Below are 14,771 nucleotides of genomic sequence, written 5' to 3' on the forward strand. Positions count from 1 at the left end.
TCATGACATTATGGATAGGCCTCACCGGCGGCATCGGTAGCGGTAAATCGCAAACCGCCGCAGAGTTTGCCAAACTCAGTGTGCCGCATATTGATGCCGATGCACTCAGCCGCAGCCTGAGTGCCGAGGGCGGCGCAGCTTTGCCGCCGATTCGTGCCGCTTTCGGCGACGGTGTATTCGACAGCCAAGGCCGTCTCGACCGTGCCGCCTTGAGAGATGAAGTTTTCAGACGGCCTGAATCCAAAAAAAAGCTGGAAGACATTATGCTGCCGCTGATTCTGGCTGCCGTGAAAACACAGCAGCAGGCGTATTCCGCCGCACGCTACGGCATTTTGGACGTGCCGCTGCTGATTGAGCAGCCCGCATTTGCCGCATTAACCGACCGGATTTTGGTTGTCGATGTGGACGAAGCCACCCAAATCCGCCGTACCGCCGAACGCAGCGGCTTGGGCGAAGGCGAAATCAAACGGATTATCGCCGCCCAATCCCCACGCCGCCGCCGCCTGCTTGCCGCCGATGATGTGATTGCCAACTGCGGTACGCTGGCGCAATTAGGCGAAAAAGTCCGCCGATTACACGGTTTTTATCGTGAACTATAGTGAATCAACCGAAAAAAGATGGCACCACAACGAGCCACCCTTCTCCTAGCCCCTTCCCACCGGCGGGACGGGGAACAGTGTGTAGCGTGTGTGCCGAAGCACGCACGTGTTCTTTAAATTCAACATGAATGCCGTCTGAAAACGAGCAAAGCGAGTTTCTGAACAGCTAAAATCAGATTTTCAGACGGCTTCGACATAAAACTCACAGAACAGGTACGTGCTTTGGCTCGCACCCTTGTATATCCAACTTCCAGTATCATAACAAGCAACACCCGCCCGGCCACCACCCGTGCGCACCCAAGGTTCAACAACCGATGTGTAGCTTAGGGAAGCCGGGCAACCCATCAACACAACCGGACAGTTGCCCGACAACACAACCGAATGCAAGACAGGTTTATGATGAGTACCCAAAACTACGGCGGTATCGACATCGCCAAACGAAACTTCGTTATCGGCATCACGTCTTCCAAAAAGACCAAAACCGAGACCAACAACCAAAAAGGCTTTCTCCACACCATCGAATACCTGAAAAAACATCAGGTCTCACTGGTTGTGATGGAAAGCACCGGCGGACTGGAAATCCCATTGGCCAAAGCACTGCACCGGGCAGGATTCAAAGTCATCATTGCCAATCCCCGTCAGACGCACCAATTCGCACAGTCGCAATCACTCACCAAAACCGATGCGGCCGATGCCAAAATGTTGGCGTTTTACGCACAGGTAATCACACAAAAGCCCGATTGGGAACGGCAGCTCTATACGCCGCCGAGTGAGGCAGAAGAAATCCTCGAAGCCTTAATCAGCCGCCGCACTCAACTGGTTGAAATGCGCAGTGCCGAAAAAAACCGTTTGCAGCAGGTACATGAAACACAGATTCAAAGTGTTGAAGCACTGATCGCACATTTCGACGCACTGATTGCTGCTTTGGACAGACAGATCGAAGAACATAACGACACTCATTTTGGCGACAAAAGCAGTCTGCTGCAAAGCATCAAAGGTATCGGCCCGACTACTGCAGCGACCTTATGTGCGATGTTGCCGGAATTGGGCAGAGTATCGCATAAACAGATTGCCGGTTTGGTAGGTGTCGCCCCTTATGTGAAAGAAAGCGGCACAATGAAGTTTAAAAGCCGCTGTTTCGGCGGGCGCAGTGCTGTACGCAAAACGCTGTATATGGCGGCGATGGTGGCGGCACACTACGAACCGAGGATTAAGGACTTCTACCAACGTCTGCGTTTGCGGGGTAAGCCGTACAAAGTGGCGGTAACGGCCTGTATGCGTAAGCTGCTGACGATTCTGAATGCGATGATGCGGGATCGTTTGGCAGAGGTGAGTGCTGTTTGATCATGTTGAAGTATTGCCGGTTTTGTTCAGACCGGCCTTCAGACTAACCGTTTTTGTATTTTTACCCGACGGGGTGAAAAATACAGTTGCTACAAGTGCCGGATTAAATTGTATGGATTATTCAGTTAATCCACTATAAAATCGGGAAAAAGTGGTTTGCGTTGTGATATTTTTAAGGTAGATTTACTATGATGACAATCAAAAGATACGGCGACGCAGCAAGCCGCCCTGCACACAGTTCCCCGTCCTGCTGGCGGGAGGGGGTTAGGGGAAGGGTGGCTTGCTGCGTTGCCGTATCTTTTGATTATTCCACTGCATTCTAGCCTAAATCTCTTTTAAAATCATAAATATAATGAACACTGATACCCAAAATGTCCCTACTGTCAAATGTCCGACCTGCCGCACTGCCGTCCACTGGAATGCCGACAGCCCTTACCGCCCGTTTTGCAGCCGCCGCTGCAAGCTAATTGACTTGGGTGAATGGGCAAACGAGCGTTACAGCGTTGCCGCCGAAGAAGACGACAGCCTGTCTGACCTGCTCGAACGATAAGGCCGTCTGAAAAATGAATGGCGCAAATCTCTGCGAAGCGAAAACATCTTCCACTCTGCGTGGGGTGGCGGCTGCCGTGTTGTCCAACGGTTTGTTTTCCATTCTGTTTTTATACAGCATGTGGATGCAGCCTTTGAGCGGCACCGATGTTTTCGCATGGCGCATGATCGGTATGCTGTTTGCCCTGCTGGCGCTGATGAGTTTGAGCAGAAGCTGGGGTGCGGCACGCTCGTTTGCGGCCGGTTTGGGCATGAATCTGCGCAACTGGCTGCCGCTGCTGCTGACCACGCCGATTATCGCCAGCCAGTTGTGGCTGTTTATGTGGGCGCCGGTCAATGGCGAAGGAATTAACGTGGCGATGGGCTATTTTCTGTTTCCGCTGGCGATGATGCTGGCGGGGCGAATCTGGCTGAAAGAACGCCTCAACCGCCTGCAAAGCTGCGCCGTGTTGCTGGCGGCGGCGGGCGTGGGCTGGCAACTGGTGCATTCGGGGGCATTTTCATGGGCAACGCTGTGGGTGTGCGGCACTTATCCGGTTTACTATCTGCTGCGCCGCCGTTTCGGGATTCCTTCGTTAATCGGGCTGACCATTGATTTGGCGCTGATTGCGCCCTGTATGCTGGTTTATATTCTGTTGTCATCCGAGAGCCTTGCCGTGATTGCCGCCCACCCGCAGCTCGCCGTATGGATTGTGCTGCTCGGCATCAACAGCGCCTTGGCGATGTATTTGAATCTGCAGGCAAACCAAATGCTGCCGGTGGTGATTTTCGGCATGTTGAGCTATCTTGAACCGATTTTGTTATTTGTTTTATCGGTGGTTTTGTTAAACGAAACCGTCAGCAGCCAAGATTGGATAGGTTATGGCCTGATTTGGTCGGGACTATGCCTGTTGCTGCTGCAAGGGCTGCTCTACGGTATCAGGCAACGGTGTACAAATAACCATGCCGTCTGAAAATGCGTTTTCAGACGGCATCTGATTCTCAAACAATACATTGATTTAAATTGTGGATTTATTACAATATTCCCCGTTGAGTGGTTCAACAAGCGGAAACGCCCACCGTTTCCGATGGGCGCTCACAGAGGAAAATGAAATGAATACCACAACTATTCAAATCATTATCTTTCTGGTTCTGATGTTGGTAAGCGTATCGGCTTACTAAGAACCTGAAAGACGGGGTTGGCGGTAGCAGCCGCTGCCCCGATTCCTCAATCTTACAAAATTCTCTGCCCAAGCGCAAGAAAATCACAATTTATCTGCTGGTTAGAGTGGATTGGCTCTATAGTGAATTAACCAAAAAATATAGTGGATTAACTTAATAAACCACACTGTGAAACTTTTCATTGCCCACTGAAAATATGCCGTCTGAAAATGCGTTTTTCAGACGGCATACTGATTAAAAAACGTTCAACCTTTATTCAAAGGCTGTTTGTTTTCCCCTTCTCTGCGCAATTCTTTGGGCAACACAAACACAATGCTTTCATCTTCGCCGCTGCCTTCCAGCAGCGTTTCGTGTCCCCAACCCTGAATGGCGGCAACCACTTCCCGTACCAATACTTCCGGTGCTGAAGCGCCGGCGGTGATGCCGACCTGACGTTTGCCGGCAAACCATTGCGGCTGCAAACCGGTGGCATTGTCCACCATGTAAGCGTCCACGCCCCGCAGCGCAGCCACTTCCCGCAAGCGGTTGCTGTTGGACGAATTGGGCGAACCGACCACAATCACGATATCGCATACCGCCGCCAAATCTTTGACCGCTTTTTGGCGGTTGGTGGTGGCATAGCAGATGTCTTCACGGTGCGGATTGCGGATATTGGGGAAACGGCGGTTCAGCGCTTCGATAATGTCTTTGGTTTCATCAACCGAAAGCGTGGTTTGGCTGACATAAGCCAGCTTGTCGGGGTCGGCAACCTGCAGTGCCGCCACATCTTCCGGCACTTCCACCAGCAGCATTTTCCCCGGCGGAAGCTGCCCCATTGTGCCTTCCACTTCCACATGGCCTTTATGCCCGATCATGATGATTTGATAGCCCTGATCGTTCAAACGTTCCACTTCTTTATGAACTTTGGTAACCAGCGGGCAAGTCGCATCAAATACCCGAAAACCCCGCTGCGCCGCTTCCTGCTGCACCGCTTTGGACACGCCGTGCGCCGAATAAATCAGCGTGGCACCAACCGGCACATCGGCCAAATCTTCGATAAACACCGCCCCTTTGGCACGCAGATTATCGACCACAAATTTATTGTGTACCACCTCATGGCGTACATAAATCGGGGCGCCGAACTGTTCCAATGCCCGCTCGACAATGCTGATGGCACGATCCACTCCCGCACAAAAGCCGCGTGGATTGGCCAGCATAATGGTTTTTCCCGTCATCTTCTTTCTCCCGCCGCTTATGCCGTTTTCTTATTGCGGATGCCGTCCAACACCAGCAACACTGCGCCGACGCAGATAAAACTGTCGGCGACGTTAAATGCCGGATAAAACCAGTTTTGCCAGTAAAACAGCAGAAAATCCACCACATGCCCGTAGAGCAGGCGGTCGATAACATTGCCGAATGCGCCGCCGACAATCATCGCCGCCCCGATTTTTCCCCAGCGGGCAAAATCATCGCGGATAACGGCACGAATCAGATAGCCGCTGATCAACACCGCCAGCAGCAGGAAAAAAAACTTCTGCCAGCCGCCCTGATCCGCCAAAAAGCTGAACGCCGCACCGGGATTGAACACCAGCGTCAAATCAAAAAAATCAGGGATAATGTTCAAACGCTCCTGATATTGGAAATTCGCCAATACCGCCAACTTGGTTGCCTGATCGAGAATCACCGCCGCCACGGCCAGCAGCAAATAAGGAATTTTGGATAAAGTCATTTTTCAGACGGCCTCTGAAGCAAAGAAAACGCTTATTTTACCCCAAAGCAGCCTGACGTGCCGATTTACGGGGTAAATTTGCGTTGTGGGGGTACGGTAAATCAACCGAAAAATAGACACCGCAGCGAGCCACCCTTCCCCTAACCCCTTCCCGCCAGCGGGACGGGGAACGGTGTGCAGCGTGCTTGCCTAAGCAGGCACGTGTTCTTTAAATTCCACATGAAAGCCGTCTGAAAACGAGTAAAGCGAGTTTCTGTGAAGCTGAAATCAGATTTTCAGACGGCTTCGACATAAAACTCACAGAACGGGTGCGTGCTTTGGCTCGCACCCTTGTATATCCAACTTCCAGTATCATAACAAGCAACACCCGCCCGGCCGCCACCCGTGCGCACCCAAGGTTCAACAACCGCTGTGTAGCTTAGGGAAGCCGGGCAACCCATCAACACAACCGGACAGTTGCCCGACAACACAACCGAATGCAAGACAGGTTTATGATGAGTACCCAAAACTACGGCGGTATCGACATCGCCAAACGAAACTTCGTTATCGGCATCACGTCTTGTATATCCAACTTCCAGTATCATAACAAGCAACACCCGCCCGGCCGCCACCCGTGCGCACCCAAGGTTCAACAACCGCTGTGTAGCTTAGGGAAGCCGGGCAACCCATCAACACAACCGGACAGTTGCCCGACAACACAACCGAATGCAAGACAGGTTTATGATGAGTGCCCAAAACTACGACGGTATCGACATTGCCAAACGAAACTTCGTTATCGGCATCACGTCTTCCAAAAAGACCAAAACCGAGACCAACAACCAAAAAGGCTTTCTCCACACCATCGAATACCTGAAAAAACATCAGGCCTCACTGGTTGTGATGGAAAGCACCGGCGGACTGGAAATCCCATTGGCCAAAGCACTGCACCGGGCAGGATTCAAAGTCATCATTGCCAATCCCCGTCAGACGCACCAATTCGCACAGTCGCAATCACTCACCAAAACCGATGCGGCCGATGCCAAAATGTTGGCGTTTTACGCACAGGTAATCACACAAAAGCCCGATTGGGAACGGCAGCTCTATACGCCGCCGAGTGAGGCAGAAGAAATCCTCGAAGCCTTAATCAGCCGCCGCACTCAACTGGTTGAAATGCGCAGTGCCGAAAAAAACCGTTTGCAGCAGGTACATGAAACACAGATTCAAAGTGTTGAAGCACTGATCGCACATTTCGACATACTGATTGCTGCTTTGGACAAACAGATCGAAGAACATAACGACACTCATTTTGGCGACAAAAGCAGTCTGCTGCAAAGCATCAAAGGTATCGGCCCGACTACTGCGGCGACCTTATGTGCGATGTTGCCGGAATTGGGCAAAGTATCGCATAAACAGATTGCCGGTTTGGTAGGTGTCGCCCCTTATGTGAAAGAAAGCGGCACAATGAAGTTTAAAAGCCGCTGTTTCGGCGGGCGCAGTGCTGTACGCAAAACGCTGTATATGGCGGCGATGGTGGCGGCACACTACGAACCGAGGATTAAGGACTTCTACCAACGTCTGCGTTTGCGGGGTAAGCCGTACAAAGTGGCGGTAACGGCCTGTATGCGTAAGCTGCTGACGATTCTGAATGCGATGATGCGGGATCGTTTGGCGGCAGTGAGTGCTGTTTGATCATGTTGAAGTATTGCCGGTTTTGTTTAGACCGGCCTTCAGACTAACCGTTTTTGTATTTTTACCCGACGGGGTGAAAAATACAGTTGCTACAAGTGCCGGATTAAATTGTATGGATTATTCAGTTAATCCACTATAGGTAATATTAGCTTACTGGCTTGTACAGAGAAGTTAGTGTTTTAACTATAGTCAATTCAAACATTCTGCAAATAAAAAAGAGCCTGCATCAGCAGGCTCTTTTTGTTTAGGCTAATCTAATCAGCTTAGATTAGAATTTGTGGCGCAAGCCAACCAGACCGGCAACGGTTTCAACTTTGTGAGGGCCTTTTTGACCGGCACGCAACCAACCTGCAGACAACAGAGCAGAAGTGCGTTTAGAGAAGTCGTAGTCAGCACCTACGATCACTTGGTCGTAGCCAGTACCTTTTTGTTTTACGCCGTCAACTTTAGCTTTGAAACCGTGAGCATAAGTAACACGAGGAGTTACATTACCAAAACGGTAAGCAGCAGTTGCAGCAGCTTCCAAGGTTTCTACACCTTTACCATGAGTAGTTACCTTGCCATCTTTATCTTTGATAGTTACAGAATCAGCAACTTTAGTACCAAATGCAACATTACCATCTTTTACAAAACCATTAGTCAGAGAAGTGGTATAGTTTTCGTAAGTTTCAAAGTTTTTGCCGTATTGAACAGCAGCACCAACCATCAGGTTGTTTGCATCGTAACCAGCAGCCAAGCGATGGAATTGACCGTCTTTAGCTTTTTCATTAGCTTTGTTACTAGCGATATTATTGTGTTTGAAACCACCGGCGTATTGACCGAAGAAACCTGAGTTTTCGTAGTTCAAACCAGCGTAGTAAGCATCTTTAGTGGCTTCGTTGTGAGTCCATTTATCTTCTGGGTTAGCGTTGTCACGTGGAGTGTATTGTACGTTAGCGCTGAAGCCACCGAATACTGGAGAGTCGTAACGGGCAGAAGCAACACGTTTAGAGTTACGGTTGAAAGTATCACCCAAAGCAACAGCGTGGTTATTGCCTTCCCATGGATCAATCGCACCGTCAGTACTCATGATTGAGCTTTCGATGTAACCGGCACGAACTTTACCGAAGCCACCTTCCAAACCGATGAAAGAGTCGCGAGTAGCCCAGCCGTTACCACCAGTTACTGGAGTTTTTTGTTCGATTTGCCAAATAGCGTTCAGGTTGTTACCCAGATGCTCGTGACCTTTGAAACCGATACGTGAACCGAAATCTTGGATATCGGTAGCAGTTTTGGTTTTACGCTCAAATTTTGCTTTTTCAGCAGTTTTAGCACCAAATTTAGTTTGAGCGATTTCAACACCGGCTTTAACTTGACCGTACAGAGTTACATCGGCCATAGCTGCAACAGGCAGAGTTGCCAGAGTCAGGGCGATCAGAGATTTTTTCATTACTGTATTCCTTTTCCATATATGAAAGAAAACAACATAAGCAGATTCGATTCAATCTACTCTACGTTTTGCATTTATCACTGCAATCAGTCAGCGATTACATGGCTTCACTATAAATGCTTCGCTGCGAAAAAACAAACTTTGCTGCGTTTACTTGGCTTGGCGGCGGCTTTATCCAACAGGCCGGTGACTGAAATTATGGATTTTATTATTTATATATCAATTAGTTATGTTTATTTCCGATTTTTTGCATTTTTACAACACATCGTTTCAGAACGTGGTATTTGAGGCCAGTGGATTGTTGGCAATATCGGTTTTTTAGATAGGCAATGGCTGCTTTTGCAGCTTATCGTGAATCCATTTTTAAAGTATTACTGCGCTGGCTCACCTATAGCGAATCAACCGAAAAATATGGCACCACAGCAAGCCACCCTTCCCCTAGCCTCTTCCCGTCAGCGGGACGGGGAACAAAGTGCAGGTGAACCAACTTAGCTTGTTGCTCCACATATTCCGACTGTTATTAGCTTGCCGATTTGTACAGAAAATTCGGTGTTTTAACTATACACTGTTGTCCGGAAGCTGCGGTATCAGCAGCTGTTCTACCCAAGTATCAAATATCCTGCTGTTGATACTGCAGTCAAACAAACCGACCGCAAACAGTTGGCCGCCATATAGCGCACCGATGGCATTGGTTTGATTACGTCCCTGCCAATCATAAGTATCGATGCAAAGGCTGCCTTTGGGTGCATACCCGTAAGGACGGTGGACGAAGGTTCTGAACCCGCTTTCATCCAAACAGACAATCGGACGGTTTCTCAGATGAAAACGGTGTTTGAGTCTGATAAACCGTCTTCTGAGCCGGGCATTTGCCTTTGGGTGTTTATTGGTCTTTTTTTCGGCTGATACCGTATTTTTGCAGTGCTTTGTGAATGGCACCGGTTGAACAGTTAAACCGCTCTGCCCGTTCGTAGCAATAGGCATCGGGGTATTGTTCGACATCCAGAAACAGTGCTTCTTTTGTGATTTTGAAAGGTTTTCTGTCTTTGGGGTAGGCTTTGGGGACAGGGTTCTTTGTCCATCTGAACAGGGTATCGCTGCCGATACCGAGTTCTTTGGCTGCTTTGCGGATGGAAAGGCCTTGTTTGAGTTTGGCTAGGGTGAGTTTGCGGAAGTCTGTTGAGTAGGTCATGGGGAGGGATGGTTGAATCAATGTCGGCTAAATTGTAATTTATTTTAGGTGGATTGGCTATAGTGATCATGGATAATGCGGCGTTTCATAAGGGTAAGGCTGAAGCGTTGTTGAAGGATAAAGGACATACTGTCTTATGACTTCCTCCTTACAGTCCCGACTTAAATCCGATTGAAAAGAAGTGGACTTGATTAAAGGCGAGACGGAGGAAGTTTGGGGGGCTGTCTGTGGATGAGTTGCTTAGGGGTGTTATTTAAATTTGGTAGATTGACTATATATGCCTGCGATGGTGTTTTGCTTCGGCGTTCATAAAGACAGTATTTACAGCCCGTTTGTCCAACGCTTGCCGGGGCGTAATAAACTGGCGAAAAAAGCCGTGATTGTGGCTCTGATGCGTAAACTCGTAACCATTGCCCAATCTGTATTGAAGTACCAACACCCCTTTAATGAAGAACGCTGTGCGAAAATGTGTCTGGATAAGGCTTGATTTGTTGGGGGGCTTATAGTATCTCGTTTTGCAAATAAAACCTACTAAATCTGTGCATACAAGGAATTGCACGCCGAACATGGTTTGAAATCGGTGGGCAATAAATTGCCCACGCTACAAAATAAGCCGTCTGAAAAGCGAAGGTTTCGCTAAACTCGCTGCTCTCGTTTTGGCGAAACCTTCGCTTTTCAGACGGCTTATTTGCTTTCTTTCAGCTTTATTCTTCGGGCAATCTGGTAATCTTCACCCGTTCGATGCGCTGGCCTTCTTTTTCGGTTACTTCAAAACGCCAGCCGTGGAAATCGATGCTGTCGCCGACATCGGGTATGCTTTGCAGCTCTTCCATAATCAGTCCGGCAACGGTGTGGTAGTCGGCATCTTCTTCCTGCGGCGGGAGGTTGAGTTGGGGGGCGAGTTCGACATACTCGAGCGAGCCGTCCACGGTCAGGCTTTCGTCGGCGTTTTCCTGCAGGGCGGGTTCTTCTTCACGTTCGAATTCTTCGGGGAATTCGCCGGCGATGGCTTCGAGCAGGTCTTTCATGGTAACCATGCCTAAGACTGCGCCGAATTCGTCCACCACCAGCGAGTAATCGGCGCTGCTTTGGCGGAATAATTCGATGGCGTTCAGGGCGGTGGTGGAGTCGGGCAAAATCAGGGGCTGGCGCAAGGCCGTCTGAATATTCATTTCGCCGTTTTCCAAGAGCTGGCTCAACAGGTCTTTTTTGTTGATATAGCCCAGAGGTTCGTCCACGCCGGCTTTGCCGACCACCAGCAGGCGGCTGTATGGCGTGTCTTGCAGTTGGCGGTATTGTTCCTGACGGCTTTGGGAAATATCCAGCCGCTCGATGTCTCTGCGAGGAATCATTACGCCCATAATCGGCCGCTCGGCGAGGGTCAAGACGCTGCGGATCATGGATTTTTCGTTTTCTTCAAAACGGGCATCGTCTTCGGTATCGCCCGATTTTGCCAAAATACTTTCCCTGATACCCATCATGCCTAAGACGTTTTCAGCGGTACGTTTGCGCCACGAGCTGCTGATATAGTCGTTTTTACGGCTGTTTTTCTGGGAAATCTGGTTGAAAAGTTCGATCAGAATCGAGAAGCCGATGGCGGCATAGAGATAGCCTTTGGGGATATGGAAATGGAAGGCTTCGGCAATCAGGCTGAAGCCGATCATCAGTAGGAAGCCGAGGCACAGCATGACCACGGTCGGGTGTTTATCGACAAATTCGGTCAGCACTTTGCTGGCGGTAATCATCACCGCCATCGCCACGGCAACCGCCGCCATTGCGACCACGATATGATCGACCATGGCAACGGCGGTAATCACGGAATCGATGGAAAATACAGCGTCCAACACCAAAATCTGCGCCACCACGCTCCAAAACGGGGCGTGTTTTTTCTGCGTTTCGGCAACGGCAAACTGGTTATGCCCTTCCAAACGCTCGTGCAGCTCGGTTGTCGCTTTATACAGCAGAAACAGGCCGCCTGAAAACATAATCAGGTCTTTGCCCGATACGGTCAGAGAAGCAATGGAAAACAGCGGCTGCGTCAGCGTCATAATGTGCGCCATAAAGCCGAGCATGAAGATGCGGATCAACACCGCCAGCCCCAAGCCGGTAATGCGTGCTTTGTCGCGCAGGGCGGGTTTGACTTTGTTTGCCAAAATCGCCACAAACACCAGATTGTCGATGCCCAACACCACTTCCAGCACCAACAGCGTTGCAAAGCCCACCCACGTATGCGGATCGGCTAACCAACTGAAATCCATGATTTTTCTATTCCTTTAAATAAATATAAACAGGCGGCCTGAAGCAGCCTGAAATTCTTGTTTTATTGATAATAAGCGTTGAAGTGTACCAGTTTGGCGGTGTGATGGCAAAACTGCGCCGGTAAGGCCGTCTGAAAATATATCTTCCAATGCAAAAAAGCACCATCATGAAGATGGTGCTTTTTAAATCTGGCTCCCCGACCTGGGCTCGAACCAGGGACCTGCGGATTAACAGTCCGTCGCTCTACCGACTGAGCTATCGGGGAATTAAGCGACTATTATAGAAACTGCTTTTCAAGCTGTCAATGCCGCCTTTTAAGCGATTTTGCAATTTATTCATTTTCAAAGGAATTAAATTGCAACTTTTTATCTAAGCCCGTTCAAAAATTCCCATCGATTCAACATGGGCGGTTTGGGCAAACATATTCATAATCCCCGCCGCCCGGAAAACATAGCCTTTTTCGACCAATACGGCGGCATCTCGGGCAAAAGTGGCGGGATTGCACGACACATAAACGATTTTTTGCGGCAAATACGGCTCGTGCAGTGCCTGCACCACGGCATAAGCGCCACTGCGGGGCGGGTCGAGCAGCATTTTGTCGAAACGTCCCCAAGCTGCAAGGCTTTGCGGCGTGGTTTCAAACAAATCGGCCGTCTGAAAACGCACATTGCTGCAGCCGTTGGCGGCGGCGTTTTGTTCGGCACGCTGCACCAATACGCCCGAACCTTCCATGCCGACCACTTCCGCACCGGATTTCGCCATCGGCAAAGTGAAATTGCCCAAGCCGCAAAACAGGTCGGCCACTTTTTCGCCCGCCTGAATATCCAGCCAACGCAATGCCCGTCCGACCATAATCTGATTGATGTCGGCATTGATTTGGGTGAAATCGCCGGGGCGGTACGGCATACGGATACCGAATTCCGCCAGCTCATAAGCCAACATCGGACGCTCGGCGGGATAAAACGCCTGCGCTGCGGCCTTGCCCTGCTGCAGCCAGATTTGCCAGCATTCGGGGCGGCGGGACAGGGTTTCGTCAAACCAGCGTTTCAACACCGACAGGCCTTTTTCAGACGGCCTTTGTTCGACAATCAGATTGAAAACCGTAATTTCGTCAGTGCGGTAAAACTCGACAGACGATGCCTTGCCGCCCGCCTCAGCAAACCGCCGCAACAGTTTTTTCACATCGGGCAAAACCGCCGATACGCTTTCGGGCAAAACGAGGCATTCGGCAATATCGACAATCTGATGGCTGCGTTTGGCACGGAAACCCAATACCGGCAAACCTTGCCGGTCTGTCCCGACGCTCAGGCGGGTACGATCCCGATAATGCTTCGGCGTGCCGTATATCGGCGGCAAAATCTGCTGCGGTCTGACCTTGCCGATACGCTGCAACTGTTCTTCCCAAATCCGCTGTTTCAATGCCACCTGCGCCGCCGGTTCGATATGTTGCAGCACGCAGCCGCCGCATGTCTCAAAATAGCGACACTCTGGCGTTACCCGCTGCGGCGACGGGCGCAGGATTGCGGTTGCCTGCGCTTCGTCAAACTGCTTTTTTTCCGTTATCAGGCGGTAGGCAACTGTTTCGCCGGGCAATGCGCCTTTGATAAAGACGGTTTTGCCCTGATTTCTGGCCACGCCCCGGCCTTCGTAATCCAATGAAAACACGTCTGCGGTGGGCTGTCGGGTTGGGTTTGTATTCATCATTATGTGGTCTGTTCTTATCCGCCGCCGGCCATATTCCGTGCCGTTGCGGCGTTTTTTTACTGTGAAAGGCATATTTTCGCACAAATTGATTGTGGTTTACGGTATGATTTCCGGCTATATCCCGATATTTGACTTCAACATCACATCATCATCTATGAAAAAAAGCTGCTTTTCCCTGCTGGCGCTGGTTGCCGCCGCTTCATCATTGGCCGCACCCGCCGCAAACAACACCACCGCCCTGCCCGATGTCGCCCCTGTTTCCGAAGGGCAACACGTCTTCATCAATATTCCGCAACAACGCCTGTTTGTCTATCACAACGGCAAGCTGACCCATGTTTATCCCGTAGCGGTCGGCAAGGCGATGACGCAGACCAATCTGGGCGAACACAAAATCGGTGTCAAAGCGTTCAATCCGACTTGGCACATTCCGAAATCGATTCAGAAAGAACGCGGCGACGGGGTAACTTCCGTGCCGCCCGGCCCGCAAAATCCGCTCGGTCCGGTGTTTGTGCGCCTCGGCGATCCGAAACTGGGCTTGGGCATTCACGGCACCAATGCGCCCGCCAGCGTGCCGGGTGTGCGCAGCCACGGCTGCGTGCGCATGAAGTCGCCCGATGCGTTGGAATTTGCCAAAAACATCGCCACCGGTTCGCCCGCTTCGGTGATTTACCAAATGGCCAGCCTGAACGAAGATGCCGCCAAAAACCTGTGGCTCGCCGCCTATCGAGACCCTTACAATAAACAAAATCTCGACACCGCAGCCCTGAAAAAAAGCATTCAGGCATGGGCCAAAGCCCGCGGCAAAACCGTTTCTGCCAAACGGGTTGAAGCCGTTCTGAAAAACCGCACCGGCGCACCCAACTGCCTGACCTGCGCCGCCGGCGTGAAAATCAAAGGCCCGCTGCAATCGATTGCGTGGACTTCGGGTTCGGCCGGTTTCAGCAAGGCCAAAGTTGTGCCGAAACCTGCGCCGGTTAAAGAAGAAGTGTTGCCGCAAGGCGGTGAAATCGAGGTGGACGCAGGCGGCGATGCGCCGAAAGCTACGCCTGTTCCAAGCAAACCGCAAACGCCAGTGCCTGCCAAAGCCGCTCCCGTTGCGAAAGAACCGACCGAATCGCTGTTTTAAGCCAAACAAGGCCGTCTGAAAATGCCGTTTTCAGA

The 14,771-nt window shown here is 50.6% G+C and carries 14 protein-coding genes and 1 tRNA gene; 7 read left to right on the forward strand and 8 right to left on the reverse strand.

Going from position 1 to position 14,771, the window contains the following annotated elements; genetic code table 11:
* Nucleotides 1-2 precede the first annotated feature (2 nt).
* The 4 genes from coaE (at nucleotide 3) to rarD (ending at nucleotide 3,445) form a co-directional block, all read left to right on the forward strand.
* Nucleotides 3-599 carry a dephospho-CoA kinase gene (gene coaE / locus PJU73_RS06910; RefSeq protein ID WP_237091274.1) on the forward strand — a complete coding sequence of 199 codons (597 nt, stop codon included), beginning with the start codon at nucleotides 3-5 and terminating at the stop codon, nucleotides 597-599.
* 381 nt (nucleotides 600-980) lie between these two features.
* Entirely contained in the window at nucleotides 981-1,943 is a 963-nt protein-coding gene (locus PJU73_RS06915; protein WP_443094074.1) for an IS110 family RNA-guided transposase, read from the forward strand.
* A gap of 352 nt (nucleotides 1,944-2,295) precedes the next feature.
* Nucleotides 2,296-2,493 (forward strand): DNA gyrase inhibitor YacG, encoded by a 198-nt coding sequence (gene yacG / locus PJU73_RS06920; RefSeq protein WP_237092024.1) that lies wholly within the window; start codon nucleotides 2,296-2,298, stop codon nucleotides 2,491-2,493.
* Nucleotides 2,494-2,506: 13 nt separating this feature from the next.
* Complete coding sequence (gene rarD / locus PJU73_RS06925; RefSeq protein WP_237092023.1) at nucleotides 2,507-3,445, forward strand: EamA family transporter RarD; 939 nt, start codon at nucleotides 2,507-2,509, stop codon at nucleotides 3,443-3,445.
* A gap of 453 nt (nucleotides 3,446-3,898) precedes the next feature.
* Here rarD and ispH read toward each other — a convergent pair whose 3' ends face one another.
* A complete protein-coding gene (gene ispH / locus PJU73_RS06930; protein WP_237092022.1) occupies nucleotides 3,899-4,867 on the reverse strand; it encodes a 4-hydroxy-3-methylbut-2-enyl diphosphate reductase in 969 nt (322 codons plus the stop codon).
* Between the two features lie 17 nt (nucleotides 4,868-4,884).
* Nucleotides 4,885-5,361: a signal peptidase II gene (gene lspA / locus PJU73_RS06935; protein ID WP_237092021.1), complete on the reverse strand. Its 477-nt coding sequence runs from the start codon at nucleotides 5,359-5,361 to the stop codon at nucleotides 4,885-4,887.
* Nucleotides 5,362-6,066: 705 nt separating this feature from the next.
* Between lspA and PJU73_RS06940 the strand changes: the two genes are divergently transcribed.
* Complete coding sequence (locus PJU73_RS06940) at nucleotides 6,067-7,029, forward strand: IS110 family RNA-guided transposase (RefSeq protein ID WP_443094075.1); 963 nt, start codon at nucleotides 6,067-6,069, stop codon at nucleotides 7,027-7,029.
* A 268-nt stretch (nucleotides 7,030-7,297) separates the two neighbouring features.
* On the opposite strand, the gene porB is transcribed toward PJU73_RS06940, so the two are convergent.
* The 3 genes from porB to PJU73_RS06950 all read right to left on the reverse strand — a co-directional run bounded on the left by porB (nucleotide 7,298) and on the right by PJU73_RS06950 (nucleotide 9,647).
* The gene (porB, locus tag PJU73_RS06945) at nucleotides 7,298-8,458 is read right to left on the reverse strand and encodes a trimeric porin PorB (RefSeq protein WP_237091819.1); all 1,161 of its coding nucleotides are present in this window, start codon (nucleotides 8,456-8,458) and stop codon (nucleotides 7,298-7,300) included.
* Nucleotides 8,459-9,016: 558 nt separating this feature from the next.
* Nucleotides 9,017-9,457, reverse strand: a complete 441-nt coding sequence (locus PJU73_RS09615) for a transposase (RefSeq protein ID WP_371871513.1) — start codon at nucleotides 9,455-9,457, stop codon at nucleotides 9,017-9,019.
* Nucleotides 9,339-9,647: an IS630 transposase-related protein gene (locus PJU73_RS06950; RefSeq protein ID WP_237091820.1), complete on the reverse strand. Its 309-nt coding sequence runs from the start codon at nucleotides 9,645-9,647 to the stop codon at nucleotides 9,339-9,341. The genes PJU73_RS09615 and PJU73_RS06950 overlap by 119 nt, the downstream gene beginning before the upstream one ends.
* A gap of 277 nt (nucleotides 9,648-9,924) precedes the next feature.
* Here PJU73_RS06950 and PJU73_RS06955 point away from each other — a divergent pair, with 277 nt between their 5' ends.
* Nucleotides 9,925-10,134, forward strand: a complete 210-nt coding sequence (locus PJU73_RS06955) for a hypothetical protein (RefSeq protein WP_237091821.1) — start codon at nucleotides 9,925-9,927, stop codon at nucleotides 10,132-10,134.
* Nucleotides 10,135-10,351: 217 nt separating this feature from the next.
* Here the strand turns inward: PJU73_RS06955 and PJU73_RS06960 are convergent, their stop codons facing one another.
* The 3 genes from PJU73_RS06960 to rlmD all read right to left on the reverse strand — a co-directional run bounded on the left by PJU73_RS06960 (nucleotide 10,352) and on the right by rlmD (nucleotide 13,610).
* On the reverse strand, nucleotides 10,352-11,905 hold the full coding sequence (locus PJU73_RS06960; RefSeq protein ID WP_237091822.1) for a TerC family protein: 1,554 nt from the start codon (nucleotides 11,903-11,905) through the stop codon (nucleotides 10,352-10,354).
* Between the two features lie 190 nt (nucleotides 11,906-12,095).
* A tRNA-Asn gene (locus tag PJU73_RS06965) sits at nucleotides 12,096-12,171 on the reverse strand.
* A 104-nt stretch (nucleotides 12,172-12,275) separates the two neighbouring features.
* Entirely contained in the window at nucleotides 12,276-13,610 is a 1,335-nt protein-coding gene (rlmD, locus tag PJU73_RS06970; RefSeq protein WP_371871514.1) for a 23S rRNA (uracil(1939)-C(5))-methyltransferase RlmD, read from the reverse strand.
* Between the two features lie 154 nt (nucleotides 13,611-13,764).
* Between rlmD and PJU73_RS06975 the strand changes: the two genes are divergently transcribed.
* Entirely contained in the window at nucleotides 13,765-14,736 is a 972-nt protein-coding gene (locus PJU73_RS06975) for a L,D-transpeptidase (protein ID WP_237091836.1), read from the forward strand.
* Nucleotides 14,737-14,771: the final 35 nt, after the last annotated feature.

This window comes from Neisseria lisongii (assembly GCF_028463985.1).
Classification (GTDB): domain Bacteria; phylum Pseudomonadota; class Gammaproteobacteria; order Burkholderiales; family Neisseriaceae; genus Neisseria; species Neisseria lisongii.